Genomic DNA, 15,714 nt, shown 5'->3' on the forward strand with positions numbered 1-15,714 from the left:
GGTGTCCTTTGTTTTTTTAAGCTTTACGTTCTAGAAAACTTCTCAATCCTATCATCAGGAAAGCCAAAACACCAAAAACAATTCCTATATAGGGAGTATATGCAACTCCTTTTGTGATGATTATCCAGCCTCCTAAAGTTGTTCCTAATGTTACTCCTAAATTGCCAAATGAAGTAGCGAGACTATTTGCAAATTCCAAACTATCAGGGGCAGATGAGATCATATAAGTTGAAGCATTTAAAAAGCTCGGCGAAAATAAAAATCCCCAAATTCCTATCACTATAATAGTTGACGTGGTATTTCCATCTGAAAAATATAACAGGACTGGTATCAAAATAGTTCCGGAAAGAAAAAATGTAGTAGTTCCGGCAATGTTTTTATTGAGCATTTTACCTGCAATCCAATTGGCCAATACTCCAATAACACCGAATAAAAAAAGCATATAACTGACCATAGTGGTATCCATTGCTTTGGCTTTGTTCAGGTATTCTGCAAAATAGCTGTAGGTAGAAAACCAGGCAGTAATCATAAAAAAGTTCATTGCCGTACTGATAATAAATGTTGGCTGGGTGAGTATTTTCAATTGGCTCCCATGAGATTTTTTTTCCTTTACAGGCATTTGTGGTAACACGAAATAAATCCCTGCTAAAGCCACAATACTGACAATTGCCTGCACCATAAAAGAATACTCCCAAGACCATAAACTTGCCAGCCAGGTAGCGAATGGAATTGTCGTAACACTTGCGATGGCAACGCCGCTAAAGACAATACTCATCAGTTCGTTTTCCCTTTTTTTATCTGCATGTGAAATGGCTACTGACAAAGCTGTTGCAATATAAACAGGCTGCAGGAAGGCGGGTAATATCCTTACCAGCATCAACAGCCAAAAAGGCGGTGAAAAGGAAGAAACTACGCCTGTTATCAAAAAAATAAAGATCGCTGTAAGCATTACTTTCTTACGGTCAAAACCGGATGCCAGCAAGGTTATAAAAGGACCTGTAAGGGCTATAACCAAAGCAAACGCACTTAATAAATATCCTGCCTTATCAATGCTGATATTGTAATGTTCTGCAATCTGGGGTAAAATACCGATAATACCAAATTCTGTTGTAATGACTGCCAAAAAACCAAGACAGCCAATGTATGCGTGTTTTTTCATTTACTTTAAATTATTATTAAACAGCGCAAAAGTATTTTTAAACTATTAAATTTGCATCGTAGACATTCAAATGTATGGTACTAACAAATTTGTAAGTAATGGGAATTAGAAAAGAAAATTCGACCAATATGCAGAATGAAAAATGCATAACGGAAGGATGCAATTTAACGTATGCTGTTTGTAAAATAGGCGGGCGCTGGAAGTTGATAATCTTGTGTAAGCTCGAAGAAGGTAAATTAAGATTTAGCGAAATAAGAAGGCAGATTCCAAACATCACAGAACGTATGCTCACACTACAGTTGCGTGAATTGGAAAAAGAAGGATTGTTAAAACGTACCGTTTATGCGGAAGTTCCGCCAAGGGTAGATTATGAACTGACGGAAATTGCACGAGATTTAATTCCGATTTGGCGCCAGTTAGAAAATTGGGGTGCAAAACATAAAATTTTATTGAAATGATATATTGCCGGAATTACTCAGGTTTTTACCAGTACACAACGGATTACAGACTTAGGATGTAGCAGTATTTATCAATCCTTTTTGGGGCTATCTTTTTTTATCAAATGCTGTAAGTTGGGGTCCGTTTTGATACGTTCCAATTCGGTTTCGATAATCAATACAATATCCGTTTTTATCTGCCTGTAATTGCCCTCGATTGCCTGCTTCATATTGTCTATCCCATTTTCGTCCATAAAAGATAAGATTTCCGGTATTTTTTGATATCCGTTAGTTTCGGAAGCAACCTTTTCATTATCCACGACAATTTCAGCATGGAAGATTTTCTGCTCGATCCGTTCATCAAAATTGTCCGAGACAGATCCAACAAAAAAACCTTGTGTCAGGGTGGATATTTTGGAAGCCGGTATAAGACTGTCCAATTGGGTAGAGATTGATGTCGAGGTATCATTGCGGTTGATGCTCATACTCTGCCTTTTCTGCAATACTTTCCCAAATCGCTCCGAAAGGCTTTTTGCAGTTTCCCCAACCACCTGACCACTAAAAATATTACCTACGGTGTTCTGAATTACCTTGCTCTCTTTGTCGCCATAGTCCCTTGTCAGCTGAGAATAATCCTGAAAGCCCAAACATACTGCCACCTTATTGCTTCTGGCAGTTGCAATAAGGTTATCCAATCCTCTAAAATAGATAGTGGGCAGCTCGTCTATGATAACCGAACTTTTCAATTGTCCTTTCTTATTAATTAGTTTTACAATCCTGGAATTGTACAATCCCAAGGCAGCAGAGTAGATGTTTTGGCGGTCAGGATTATTACCTACGCATAATATCTTAGGCGCTGCAGGATTGTTGATGTCCAATGAAAAATCATCGCCTGTCATAACCCAATAAAGTTGTGGTGAAATCATTCTTGACAGAGGAATTTTTGCCGATGCAATCTGCCCCTGTAATTGGTCTTGTGCTCCTCCCTGCCATGCATCCATGAATGGCGACAAATAGTTTTCCAAATCGGGATACGAGGTTAAAATGGTAAATAAGTCTGAATATTTTTTATTTAAGAGTTCAATAGCATGTGGGAATGTACAATACTTGCCCTTTTCATAGATTTTCAGATACCATATTATGGCGGCCAAAAGTATAATTGGGCTCTCGACAAAGAAATCCCCTTGCTTCTGTATCCACGACCTGTTGAGGTTCAGCATTATCGTATATGCTGCTTCGTAAGCATCTGAAATGTCTGTCATGAAATCGGGATTAAGAGGATTGCAGCGGTGGCTCTTGCGAGGATCATCGAAATTTATCACGTAGAATTTCGGCTGAACTTTATACTTATCCCGATGTGTTAATAAGTGGTTGTATGCAATAGTGGAAAGATCATCAAATTTGAAATCGTAGATATACATACTAAAACCTTTCTCAATCTGCTGTTTAATATAATTGTTTACGATTGCATACGATTTTCCTGAACCCGGAGTTCCTAATACAATCGTTGCCCGAAACGGGTTGACTATATTAATCCAGCCATTGTTCCATTTTCCTTTGTAATAAAACTTCGTGGGAAGATTGACAGAATATTCGTTTTCCATCAATTTAGTTTCCTGCATAAAACTTTCGTTCTCATTATTAAAAACATCGTCCATGAGATTGTTACGAAGCAGGCGGCTCATCCAAACTCCGGCTACCATTAAAGCGATATAACCTAAAGCCGTGGTAAGAATGTAAAGAAATGCAGCAGTAATTAATGATAATTCTAACAAAGGCGTATTTATGAAAAATAAGACAAATCCAATTACCAAAGCCATATAAATTTTAGGCCAGGTTATTTTTTCGTTCTTTACGCCTTTTGTTCCCAAGCAACTTAATGCCAGCAACACTATTGCAAAGACTTTGGTATAGATCATATGTGAAAAAAGACCAGCTGTCCGCTGAAAGTTGACCAATATCTTGCTGATCACCACCACTGTCAAGCCATTCTCTAAAAAGAAACCATAGCAGAACCAATAAATATGTATCAGTACCAACAGAATACTTACTGCCCGCATAAAAGCCATAATTTTGGCAAGTCCCCGTAAATCATCTTCTCCCTGCATTATTATAATTTTTAATGTTCGGGCGTGAAATTAAAGGCTATAAATAGTGGCTATAAGAATATGGCACTAAATGGCGGTACATGGCAGTATTTGGCTAAATGTTTATTACAATGTATGATGGTAAATAAATATTAAAAAAGCACCTCAGTAATAAAGACACAACAAACAGTAATTTGGAAACACTCACTACTTTTTATTTTATGAATTTTGCAACATAACAAAAAAGATATACAGCAATGCAAAGAGTTAGCTTTAAAAACAGAACTTGGGATGTAGCAGGACATTTATATTTTCCTGAAAATTTTGATGAAACTAAACAATACCCTGCTATTGTTTGCGTTCATCCGGGCAGCAGTGTGAAAGAACAGACGGCAGGCCTATATGCCAGTCAACTTGCTAAAAATGGATTTATAACTTTAGCTTTCGATGCTTCTTTTCAAGGGGAAAGTGGTGGCGAACCGAGGTTTTTGGAAGACCCTACAACAAGAGTTGAAGATATTCGTTGTGCCATAGATTATATTACAACATTATCTTTTGTCGACAACGAGAGAATTGGTGCAATGGGCGTTTGCGCAGGTGGTGGTTACGCTGCTAATGCTGCTATTTCAGAAAAAAGAATTAAGGCAATAGGAACAGTAATAGGAACCAATACAAGCAGAGCCTTTCGCGAAGCTAATCCAATAGAAATACTTAATGCTGTTGCTCAACAACGAACTGCCGAAGCTAACGGAGCTGAGAAACTCATTAATAATTGGATACCCAATTCAACAGAAGAAGCTCAGCTATTAGGTTTACACGAAATGGATTTACTCGAAGCTATCGATTACTACAGAACCCCTCGCGGACAACATCCTAATTCCTGCAATAAATTGCTTTTTACAAGTATGAGTAATTTGATTATGTTCGATGCTTTTCATTTGGCAGAATATTTTCTTACACAACCTTTATTGGTAATTATTGGAGACAAAGTAGGCGGTTTTGGTTCTTACAGAGATGGTTTTGATTTGTATAATAAAGCAGCCTCCACCAATAAAAAAATACACATTGTACAAGGTGCAAGTCACTACGATTTGTATGATCAACCCCAAGCTACACAGAACGCATTAGAACAATTAGTGCCTTTTTTTCAAGAGAATTTGTAGAAAATGTTACCGCATTATCAACTGACGGCCAGAAAATAAATATTATCTTTAGCTATTCTGATTTGCTATGAATTTAGTTTTAAAAATATTAGGTATTTTTCTTTTTATTGCAGGTTTTCTACTTACATTAAAACCAGACTTACTAGGTAAATTTCCTGTATCCATTGATTCTTACCAAATGATTGAGAAGCGTGTAAGATGGGGATTGCTTGTTGGTCTGGGGTTATTCCTTACTTTCTATAACAATTGAAATTCCTGGGGTTTAAGCATCACGGCATTACTCTTTGCTGTTACGTTAGGCATCATCATTTCCAGATTAACGGGTTTTGTAAAACATGGATTTTTTATACAACAATTATGGTGGTTGCTTATAGAATTTTTTGCTTTATTGCTTTTCGGATTTTTGTATTGGAAACAGAAATGATTAAAACCATTGGTCAAATAATTTATAAAATTTAATTATGCAAGTCATTCAGTCGCTTTCAGAGTTTCATCGTTTATTATCCATACCACCGCCATTGCATCCTTTGGTAAGCGTGGTTCAGGTATCAGAATTACACGCTATAGCTTCTGATGTTTGGAAAAAATTCAGTACAAATTTTTATACCATTTCACTAAAAAAGAATATCCAGTCTAAAGTTAAATATGGTCAACATTATTATGATTTTGATAGTGGAACAATGACTTTTATTGCCCCAAAACAAGTTCAGTCCATCGAAGTAGAAAGTACAAACGAATTTAACGAAATATCTGGAAGTGGTTATGCACTAATGTTTCATCCCGATTTTTTGGCAAAGCATCCATTAGCTGTTAACATTAAAAATTACAATTTCTTTTCTTATTCTTTAAGTGAAGCCTTGCATCTTTCAGAAAAAGAAGAAAGTAATGTAATCGCTATTTTTAAAAAAATTGAAGAAGAATACCAACATATTGACCACCATACGCAAGGTGTTATTTTGTCTCAGATTGATTTGTTATTAAATTACAGCAACCGTTTTTACGGCAGACAATTTATAACCCGAAAAGCAGTAAATGATAACTTGCTCATAAAAGTTGAGCATTTTATTGCCGACTATTTCAATAGTGAAAAGCCGTTGCAACAAGGTATTCTAACTGTAGAATATTTAGCAAGTCAACTCAATTTGTCCGCAAATTATTTGAGTGATACCTTACGTTCGCTCACTGGACAAAGTGCGCAACAGCATATTCACGAACAATTGATTGCAAAAGCAAAAGAGTATCTCACCATATCAACTTTAACAGTTTCGGAGATTGCTTCTAACTTAGGGTTTGAACGCTCTCAATCTTTCAATAAACTATTCAAAAACAAAACTGAAATGTCACCGCTGGAATTCCGACAGTCTTTTAATTAATATAATTATCTCGAACTCTTTCTATGCTTTTTTCTCATCTTGTTAGCAAAATCCTGTTCCTGGTAATCTTCGCCCTGTGCTTCGGGCAATAAACATCCCAACGCTTCAATCAAACCGCCTTCGTGTTTGTCTGTAGTTAAGAAGTCGAACAAATGATGAGGTTCTTCCGCAGGAAGATCTGCATCATTCGGTCTTGACATTTTAGATTGTAGTTCGACCGGTTCTTTAATGTTGGGGTTGATATTATTATTCCAACAATCATTAAAGATATTGGCAGAAAGCTCTTTCCCTAATCGTGAACCGTTCAACACTGTTTTAGAATTATGGTCTATAAAGGTGATTCCGTAAACACGTCCTGTGTCATTTCTGCGCAACACTACGTTAATGCCTTGTTCGCCTAACATTTTTTTAAAAGCCTGCTCATCACTAGTTGATTTTAGGGCAATGTTAACGGCAGCTTTAATGGTTGGCTTTGCGGGGTGGTCTTTTAAGGTCTCTTTGCATCTCGCAAAATGTAATTCCAAAGTCGATAATCCGGCATTCTTACCGAATAAGGAAGCCTTCAACGGATGCCCGACCCTTTCGCCTTTATCATTTAACGCAATGTATAATAAACCCTCCTTCATCTTTCCCTGCAACTCGCCCTGCACTTTTTCGGTGGTGACATTGAACAGGGAAAGCAAGGCATTATATTCTCCCAAAGTTTGGTATTGATAATAATTCGGCAGGTGGCGCAATACTGAAGCCATCTGACTTTTGACATCACCTGAGCGATAATCTACCGGACGGAAAATCTTGTCGTTCTGTGTATGTTCTTTATCCGTTGCGGTTACGAGTCCATATTTCCTTTCCAGTTCACGGCACACGTTCATAGAGCGCATTTTCTCGAACTTGTCCGAAATCTTTTTACCCTGTTCATCCACGCAAACCGATACAATATGAATATGGCTGCGGTTAATATCCGTGTGCTTGAACACCACAAAGGGCTGCTGTCCGTAACCCATCTCCTGCATATATGCTTCTGCCATTTCCCTATACCTGTCATCACTTACCTTATCTTTCGGATCGGGATTGAGCGAGATATGTAACGTATGTTTCTCAGTATTGCGGTTGGCAATGAGATAAGGTGCAAAAGATTGGGCTAATTGAGCAGCGGAATAATGACCGCTGGTGGTTTCAATCATCCTATTACCAAACAAAATCTGCCCTTTTTCATTCTCTACTTTGAGCTGATTGTAGGCTAATGCTCCGTATAAATTTTCGCTTCTTCCGATTTTAGCTATCATTTCTAAGGTTATTTTTTGAGATATTTTTCTTCAAATTCTTCGGTTATCTGAATGATTTTTTGGCATAATACCGCCATCTCAGCGGTCTGTTTTTCCAATTTATAGAGAAAAGCTGCTGCCTTTTTCTCTGAAAAATGACGGTATAACAGCTTTACAATCTGATTATAATTCACGCCTACCAAGCGAAACTGACTATGAAAAGAAGTCAATCGCATATAAAAATCAATTTTTCCCTTGTCTATTTTAACCGATTTCATCTCCTTGTTGAACAGCAGCGAAATGATAAACTTTGCCTTATTGGGCATTCTCGATGCTTCAAAAAGCGATAAAAGCTGGGCATTTTCAGCGTCCGTCAGGCGAAAAACATGGCGATGAATACTCGGATCACCTTTGGGTGTCCTGCCTCCCTTATTTCGTTTGTTGTTATTGTTTTCGTTCATCACAAATCCATTTTAAATTTCCACACAAAACCCTGACTTCGGAAGGTGTTTTTCAGTCCCCGGCAGGGCAAGTTGTTTTGAGGCACTAACTCGGTTTAGAGTGCCTCAAAACACAACTTGCCGTGTTCTGGTGAACACAAAAAACCGCCTTTACAGGCGGATTAAAGTTAGCCGGGAAAACGGCCTTAAGCCGTTCTGCTTATTCTCCATTCTGTCAAGATCTCTATGCATAAATCGGTTAATAAAAATTCATCTTACAAAGTAAAACCTTGTTTATAAAAGGATTGTAATGTCCTGAAGCACCAAAAACTTCCTTTGAGTGCCAAGCAATGCAACATGCATATAATGGAGCGAAAATGATTAGTCCTTTGTCTTTGAATGCTGGCAGGATGACAGTCAGCCCGTACTTCAGGACAAGTCGCTTGAGCACATTCAGGATTGCAAATCATACGGCTTTCCTTATTGCAAGAATGCAAGAGTGCAACAATGCAGAAATATTTGAAAGCGTGACGGCTTTCTATCAGAATATATTGCCCTCTTGATTGATTGATTGATTGATTGATTGATTGATTGATTGACAGTATACAAGAAAGACGGCAATCCTGCCTGATCAGGTACCGGAATGAATGCAGCGATGCTGTATTGCAAAAAAGCAGGCAATCAGAAATTCCGGCAGGCAAACCTGACGGCTATCCTGCAAGAAAGACAGCACGAATTCAGTGTAGCCTGCAAAACTGCAACCCATGTTATAAACTTTAAATTTTTAAAATATGAACACAAAAAAGAAACCTCTGTATATCGCCTTTTCTTCTCAAAAAGGCGGTGTTGGCAAAAGTACATTTACAACGCTTGTGGCAAGTGTGCTGCACTATCGGTTGGGCTACAACATAGCGGTATTTGATGCGGATTTTCCACAGCACAGCCTTATGAAAATGAAGACAAGGGATTTAGGGATGGTAATGGAGAACGAAGCTTTGAAAAAGCTGGCGTATAAACAGTTCACTACTATCAACAAAAAAGCCTATTCCATTATGGCTTGTAAAGCAGATAGTGTATTGGAAGCCGCTCAGGAATTTATAAGTGGTTCTACTATTGCGGTTGATGTTGTCTTTTTTGACCTGCCCGGAACCGTAAACACTCCCGGTATTCTAAAAGCACTGGCAGGAATGCACCACATTTTTACGCCGATCACGGCAGACCGTGTGGTAATGGAAAGTACACTCATTTTTACACAGCTTTTGCAGGATGTGATTATGAAGAAAGGGGAAACTTCCATAGAAACTATTAACCTGTTCTGGAACCAGGTCGATGGCAGGGAAAGCACACCCTTATACGGAGTGTATAACCAACTGATTGAAAAATTGGGTTTAAGCCTGATGCGAAGCCAAATCAAGAACAGTACACGTTTTCGCAAAGAAAGTGAAGTGGACAGCAAGACCGTTTTTCGTTCCACCATAATACCTCCAGATGAACGCTTGATGAAAGCCTGCCACTTAGACCTGTTCATCGATGAATTTTTAAAAATTATTCAATTGTAGTTTTATGGAGAGAGAAAATAAAAGAAAAACCACACCCGAAATTAATGAAGAGTTGATGATGGACCTGATGGTTGACGGAGTAAAAAAAGAAGGGATACAGTTTCCGCCTGAACCAATCAAAATACCGGAAAAGGAAGATGTAAAACAGGAAGATTTTCTACCGGGCAAAACTTTACAAAGGGAAAAGAACCGAACAAAGAAAAGTCTTGACGGCAGTTATGGCAGCCATTTTTTGATAACCCACTCCATGACCAAGCGCGGTGATAAGAGTATATACATCCGGCAGGAATACCACGAGCGTCTTTCCCGCATCGTACAGGTAATAGGCAAAGATCAGATACCACTATATGCTTATCTTGACAATATTCTCGAACATCATTTTGAAGTATTTGAGAAAGCAATTACTGAAGATTTCAATGAGAAGTTTAAGCCCATTTTTTAAAATATATCATTATGAAAAATTTATTTAAGAAAAAGAAACAGCCTGGTTATATCGGGAAATACAAAGACAATTTTTTACAGCCGACAGAATTTTTGGCTAGAAATGGCAAGACGGTCTATATCAGTGAGGATTTTCATAAAAAAATATCAAGTATTGTTTTTCTCCTCGGCGATGGAAAAATCACAATCTCCGATTATCTGTACAATGTGCTGAAGCAGCATTTTCAGGATTTTGGAGAGGATATAAAAGTGCTGCATATTGAAAAACAAAAAACAATTCTTTGATTATGGAAACAGTAATTGTAATATGCCTGCTGATAGTCATCGCCTTGCTATTGCAGGATAAGATTGTAATTAAAAAAAGGGAAGCGCAAAAGCCGATGCAGGAGAAAGTTAATCCAAACCTGCCCGATATTATAGGGCAGCCCAAGCCTGTGCGACGCCTTTCATTTCCAAAAAGTGCCAATGAAATCCAACTAGAGGAAACAGAGCTAAATCCCGATAATTTAGACATTGAATACGACGAAAATGAAAACGTAGGTGTTCAAATTCCGCAGGAAGAGCTGGACGAAGTTTTCAGTAATATGCCTGATTTTGAACAGGAAGAAGAAGAATGGAACAGGTACGGAATATCCGCAGGTGAAGACAGTCTTGCCCAAGGGGTTACCTATGATGAACTAAGCTCAGTTGGGGCGTTACTCCAAAAAGAAAATTTGGAGAAAACCCAAAAAGAAACAGCAATTGCGGTAGTTCAAAAAATACAGGGTACTGAATTATTCAGCCTGCTGGAAAATTCCATTGAGGGTGCTTCTAGAAAAATAGCCATGCTGTTGGACAGCAGTCTCTCTGAAACTGATTCCGGTTCTTCCACTTTGCGGAAAAATGATTTGGATAATTTTGATATTGGGGAGTTTGTTTGAAAGGGCAATACTCCCCTTTATTGTTTAATAAAAACACAGGATGACATGGAAAGAGAACTGCCACTCATTAACATTGGAGGTACAGACTTTATAGTAGATATAACCAAGCTTGAACTCAGGGAAAAGGCTGACCCGACAAATACCATTACATTTGAAAATATGCGAGATACAGGCGACGGCTATACTTTTGAGTACAACCTAAGAAATAAAAATCTTCCCAATGTTTTTGACCGTGAAAGTATCACAGTTAAGATTCCTGAATTTGTGGCAATTGATCCCGAAGGAATGGCTGCTCGATATAATTATCCATTAGAAGAGGTAAAGAGCAAATCTGATTTTGAGCTAATGGTAGATCAGAAGGCTTTTGATATGCGGGTAAATAAAGGAATACTTCCAACTGTTGATATCGCCGGACATACCTTTTATGTTGATATCCGAATGGATAAGCTTCGTCCTAAAGATGATTTCCTTTCCAATGGTATTGTATTTTCTAATATAGATAGATACTACGATTTAGAAAAAAGAACCTACACCATTCCTTATAATCCCAAGACACACGAATTTCAGGAGCCTGACTACTTAAATTTAAAAGAGCTTCCCAAAGATTTAATCGCTGTGAGATTTCCCTCTGAAAGATTGCTCGATAGAATTGGCTGGAACAGGAAATATGGATTTGAAATCACGCACGGTCTGGTAAGGAACGGTTTAAAATTACAGTTTGCTGCAAAGAATGTTCCGTGGGAAAAAACCTTTCTTGCTGATTTAATTAAAAGCAACCTCAAAGCACAAAAGAAGCAGGAAAAGACTACTCAAAAAGAAACATCAATCCAGCCAAAACAAAATAAAGGCCGCAGAATCTAATTCTATAGCTATAAACTTTTAAACGTCAAACATTTTATGTTTGACGTTTTTTTTATGCTTAAACACTAAGGATAATGCCAACCGTTGCCAAGTAATTCAAGTGAACGCCACTTTACTATAACACCTTCTTTTCCATTAGACATTTGCCTTCGAAAGCCCGTAAGGTACGGGAAGTCAATAACAATCTAAAGTGTTTAATCATGGAAAAACAAACAAAAAAAATCTTGCCTGGAGCGATAACAATGCTGACAGGTTTTAGTGCGATGGCTCAGGGAAACGGTACAGCGGGCATCACGGAAGCTACCCAGATGGTTACTTCTTACTTCGACCCCGCAACACAGCTTATTTATGCCATCGGAGCGGTGGTAGGTCTAATTGGAGGGGTTAAGGTGTATAACAAATTCAGCAGCGGAGATCCTGACACCAGCAAGACCGCGGCAAGCTGGTTTGGTGCCTGTATCTTCCTGATTGTAGCGGCTACCATCCTGCGTTCCTTCTTCCTTTAATCTTCTTCCTTATGACTAATTACAACATCAACAAAGGCATTGGAAGAACCGTAGAGTTTAAGGGACTCAAAGCACAATACCTGTTCATCTTCGCCGGCGGGCTGCTTGGAACCCTTATCCTTGTGATGATACTTTACATGGCCGGGGTCAATTCTTATATCTGCCTGTTTCTCGGAGCCGGCGGTGCCTCGCTGATTGTGTGGCAGACCTTTGCGCTAAATAAAAAGTACGGCCAGCATGGGCTGATGAAAATCGCTGCAAAAAAAAGACATCCCCGCTACATTATCTGCCGCAAGGCTGTGCGCCGCTGCCTGAAGTTTACTCCTAAATCCAGTGCAGTATGAGAAATTCCGCCAAGATCACAACACTGGAAAGCAGGTTTCCGCTTCTGGCAGTAGAAAACAACTGCATCTTGTCAAAGGATGCAGATATTACCGCTTGTTTTGAAGTGCAGCTTCCGGAACTCTTTACGGTGGCTTCGGCCGAATATGAAGCTATTCATTCTGCCTGGCACAAAGCCATTAAGACCCTGCCCGATTTTACAGTCGTTCACAAACAGGACTGGTACATCAAAGAAAGCTACGATCCTGATCTGACAGACGACCAGAGTTTTCTGGCCAGGTCCTACCAGCGACATTTTAATGAGCGCCCTTTTTTGAACCATTACTGCTACCTTTTCCTGACCAAGACCACCAAAGATAGGATGCGCATGCAGAGCAATTTCTCTTCGCTGTGCAAAGGCAGCCTGATACCCAAAGAAATCAGGGATAAAGAAACCATCCACCGTTTTATGGAAGCCGTTACGCAGTTTGAGCGGATCATAAACGACAGCGGATTTGTCAAAATTAAACGCATGAGCGAAGAAGACATAATCGGGTCGGAAGGAAAACAGGGATTACTGGAACAGTACCTGACGCTGTCAAGGGAAGCTGGAACACCGATGCAGGACATTGCACTGGGAGGCGAGGAAATCCGTATCGGTAATAAAAGATTGTGCCTGCACACGCTTTCCGATACCGATGACCTGCCCTCAACGGTCTCGGCGGATACCCGCTATGAAAAACTGTCCACGGACCGAAGTGACTGCCGGTTGTCATTTGCTGCGCCCGCAGGACTGCTGCTGAACTGCAATCATATCTACAACCAGTATTTATTTTTGGACAACAGCCAAGAGAATCTTCAAAAGTTTGAAAAGTCAGCAAGGAACATGCATTCGCTGGCCCGTTACAGCCGTGCTAACCAAATCAATAAAGAGTGGATAGAAAAATACCTGAATGAAGCACATTCTTTCGGTCTGTCCTCTATCCGGGCACATTTTAATATCATGGCCTGGTCGGAGAACCCTTCTGAACTCAAACAGTTGAAAAATGACTGCGGAAGTGCCCTTGCGCTGATGGAGTGCAAGCCCCGTCACAATACAACTGATACAGCCACCCTGTATTGGGCGGGGATGCCGGGCAATGCAGGTGATTTTCCAAGCGAGGAAAGCTTTTACACGTTTATTGAACCTGCTTTGTGTATGTTCACTGAAGAAACCAATTACCCGAATTCGCCTTCACCGTTCGGCATCAAGATGGCCGACAGGCTCACCGGCAAACCGATCCATCTGGATATTTCAGACCTGCCCATGAAGCGCGGTATCATTACCAACAGGAATAAATTTATCCTGGGACCTTCAGGAAGCGGCAAGTCTTTTTTTACCAACCACATGGTCAGACAGTATTACGAGCAGGGTGCGCACGTGCTTCTTGTAGATACGGGGAACTCTTATCAGGGTTTATGTGAACTGATCAAAAGCAGGACCAAAGGCGAAGACGGGGTGTATTTCACCTATACTGAAGACAATCCCATTGCCTTCAACCCTTTCTATACCGATGATGGTGTATTTGACATTGAAAAAAGAGAAAGTATCAAAACCCTCATTTTGACGCTCTGGAAACGTGATGACGAGCCCCCTACACGCTCTGAGGAAGTGGCACTTTCAAATGCGGTCAGCGGTTATATCGAAAAGATCAAATACGATGATGCCTATCCTTCTTTTAATGGTTTTTACGATTATGTTCAGGGGGATTACCGCCGGGTGCTGGTAGAAAAACAGGTAAGGGAAAAAGATTTTGACATTGCTAATTTCCTAAATGTACTGGAACCTTATTACAAGGGCGGCGAATATGATTACCTGCTGAATTCCGACAAACAGCTGGACCTGCTTTCCAAACGCTTTATCGTATTTGAAATTGATGCGATCAAAGAGCATAAAATTCTCTTTCCCATTGTGACAATCATCATTATGGAAGTGTTCATCAACAAGATGCGCAAACTCAAAGGGATCCGTAAGTTGATCCTGATTGAAGAGGCATGGAAAGCCATTGCCAAGGAAGGAATGGCGGAATATATCAAGTATCTTTTTAAGACTGTGCGTAAATTTTTTGGCGAAGCCATTGTGGTCACCCAGGAAGTAGATGATATCATCCAGTCCCCTATTGTCAAGGAAAGCATCATCAACAACTCCGACTGCAAAATCCTTTTGGACCAGCGCAAATACATGAACAAGTTTGATGACATACAGGCAATGCTCGGCCTTACTGATAAGGAAAAGGCACAGGTGCTATCCATTAACATGAACAACGATCCTTCGCGTCTTTATAAGGAAGTCTGGATTGGCCTGGGCGGTACGCACTCTGCGGTGTATGCTACAGAAGTGAGCCTCGAAGAATATTACGCCTACACGACTGAAGAAACCGAAAAAATGGAAGTGATGCAGCTGGCGGCAGCCCTTGGCGGCGATGTAGAGCTCGCCATCAAGCAGACCGCCATGAGGCGTCGCGCAGAAGAAAATCAATAATCATTAACAATTTAAAAATCGAAGAACAATGAAAAAAATACTATTTCTGGTGTCTGCGGCATTCATGCTTGCCGCTGCACCTTCAGCTAAAGCCCAATTTGTAGTTACCGATCCGGCCAACCTTGCCTCGGGGATTCTCAACAGCGCCAATGAAATCATACAGACGTCCTCTACGGTGAGCAATGTGGTTAAAAATTTCAAGGAAGTAGAAAAGGTTTACAAGCAGGGCAAGGAATATTATGACAAACTGCAGGCCATTAATAATCTGGTGAAAGATGCGCGCAAGGTACAGCAGACCGTGCTGCTGGTGGGTGATGTATCGCAGATGTATGTACAGAATTTTGGCAGAATGATGAACGATCCCAATTTTTCTGCGCAGGAACTCAGTGCGATTGCCAATGGTTATTCAGTACTGCTGGGCGAGAGTACCGAGCTGCTGAAGGAACTCAAACAGATTGTAAACTCCTCAACCCTGTCGCTAAATGACAAAGAACGAATGGATATCATTGACCGTGTGTATAAGGAAGTGAAAGAATATCACAGCCTGGTGCGCTACTATACCAATAAAAACATCTCAGTAAGCATCTTGAGGGCAAAAAAGCAGAACAACACTAAACGGGTGCTTGAACTTTATGGATCTCCAAACCAAAAATACTGGTAG

Annotated in this window: 16 protein-coding genes; 12 read left to right on the forward strand and 4 right to left on the reverse strand. The window is 39.8% G+C overall.

The window, feature by feature from the left end:
- Positions 1-16: 16 nt before the first annotated feature.
- Positions 17-1,159, reverse strand: a complete 1,143-nt coding sequence (locus L1276_RS04435) for an MFS transporter (protein ID WP_253785828.1) — start codon at positions 1,157-1,159, stop codon at positions 17-19.
- Between the two features lie 98 nt (positions 1,160-1,257).
- Between L1276_RS04435 and L1276_RS04440 the strand changes: the two genes are divergently transcribed.
- Positions 1,258-1,617: a helix-turn-helix domain-containing protein gene (locus tag L1276_RS04440; protein ID WP_253785829.1), complete on the forward strand. Its 360-nt coding sequence runs from the start codon at positions 1,258-1,260 to the stop codon at positions 1,615-1,617.
- A gap of 71 nt (positions 1,618-1,688) precedes the next feature.
- Here L1276_RS04440 and mobC read toward each other — a convergent pair whose 3' ends face one another.
- Positions 1,689-3,704 (reverse strand): conjugal transfer protein MobC, encoded by a 2,016-nt coding sequence (gene mobC, locus L1276_RS04445; RefSeq protein WP_253785830.1) that lies wholly within the window; start codon positions 3,702-3,704, stop codon positions 1,689-1,691.
- Between the two features lie 236 nt (positions 3,705-3,940).
- On the opposite strand from mobC, the gene L1276_RS04450 reads away from it, so the two are divergent.
- Positions 3,941-4,846: an alpha/beta hydrolase gene (locus L1276_RS04450; protein WP_253785831.1), complete on the forward strand. Its 906-nt coding sequence runs from the start codon at positions 3,941-3,943 to the stop codon at positions 4,844-4,846.
- Positions 4,847-5,307: 461 nt separating this feature from the next.
- Positions 5,308-6,219, forward strand: a complete 912-nt coding sequence (locus L1276_RS04455; RefSeq protein WP_253785832.1) for an AraC family transcriptional regulator — start codon at positions 5,308-5,310, stop codon at positions 6,217-6,219.
- A gap of 5 nt (positions 6,220-6,224) precedes the next feature.
- Here the strand turns inward: L1276_RS04455 and mobB are convergent, their stop codons facing one another.
- Both mobB and mobA read right to left on the reverse strand, forming a co-directional pair.
- Complete coding sequence (mobB, locus tag L1276_RS04460) at positions 6,225-7,505, reverse strand: conjugal transfer protein MobB (RefSeq protein WP_253785833.1); 1,281 nt, start codon at positions 7,503-7,505, stop codon at positions 6,225-6,227.
- A gap of 8 nt (positions 7,506-7,513) precedes the next feature.
- Entirely contained in the window at positions 7,514-7,945 is a 432-nt protein-coding gene (gene mobA, locus L1276_RS04465; RefSeq protein ID WP_253785834.1) for a conjugal transfer protein MobA, read from the reverse strand.
- Positions 7,946-8,715: 770 nt separating this feature from the next.
- Here mobA and L1276_RS04470 point away from each other — a divergent pair.
- From L1276_RS04470 to L1276_RS04510, 9 genes are all read left to right on the forward strand, one after another.
- On the forward strand, positions 8,716-9,483 hold the full coding sequence (locus L1276_RS04470; RefSeq protein WP_253785835.1) for a ParA family protein: 768 nt from the start codon (positions 8,716-8,718) through the stop codon (positions 9,481-9,483).
- Between the two features lie 4 nt (positions 9,484-9,487).
- Positions 9,488-9,925, forward strand: a complete 438-nt coding sequence (locus L1276_RS04475; RefSeq protein WP_253785836.1) for a DUF3408 domain-containing protein — start codon at positions 9,488-9,490, stop codon at positions 9,923-9,925.
- A gap of 11 nt (positions 9,926-9,936) precedes the next feature.
- Positions 9,937-10,209 carry a DUF3408 domain-containing protein gene (locus L1276_RS04480; protein ID WP_253785837.1) on the forward strand — a complete coding sequence of 91 codons (273 nt, stop codon included), beginning with the start codon at positions 9,937-9,939 and terminating at the stop codon, positions 10,207-10,209.
- Between the two features lie 2 nt (positions 10,210-10,211).
- Complete coding sequence (locus L1276_RS04485) at positions 10,212-10,844, forward strand: conjugal transfer protein TraD (RefSeq protein WP_253785838.1); 633 nt, start codon at positions 10,212-10,214, stop codon at positions 10,842-10,844.
- Positions 10,845-10,889: 45 nt separating this feature from the next.
- Entirely contained in the window at positions 10,890-11,705 is an 816-nt protein-coding gene (locus tag L1276_RS04490; RefSeq protein ID WP_253785839.1) for a hypothetical protein, read from the forward strand.
- Positions 11,706-11,905: 200 nt separating this feature from the next.
- Positions 11,906-12,211: a DUF4134 domain-containing protein gene (locus L1276_RS04495; RefSeq protein WP_253785840.1), complete on the forward strand. Its 306-nt coding sequence runs from the start codon at positions 11,906-11,908 to the stop codon at positions 12,209-12,211.
- Between the two features lie 11 nt (positions 12,212-12,222).
- Positions 12,223-12,555 (forward strand): DUF4133 domain-containing protein, encoded by a 333-nt coding sequence (locus L1276_RS04500; protein ID WP_253785841.1) that lies wholly within the window; start codon positions 12,223-12,225, stop codon positions 12,553-12,555.
- A complete protein-coding gene (locus tag L1276_RS04505) occupies positions 12,552-15,053 on the forward strand; it encodes a TraG family conjugative transposon ATPase (RefSeq protein WP_253785842.1) in 2,502 nt (833 codons plus the stop codon). The genes L1276_RS04500 and L1276_RS04505 overlap by 4 nt, the downstream gene beginning before the upstream one ends.
- Before the next feature lie 28 nt (positions 15,054-15,081).
- On the forward strand, positions 15,082-15,714 hold the full coding sequence (locus tag L1276_RS04510) for a DUF4141 domain-containing protein (RefSeq protein WP_253785843.1): 633 nt from the start codon (positions 15,082-15,084) through the stop codon (positions 15,712-15,714).

Source organism: Flavobacterium sp. HSC-32F16 (assembly GCF_024171645.1).
GTDB lineage: Bacteria > Bacteroidota > Bacteroidia > Flavobacteriales > Flavobacteriaceae > Flavobacterium.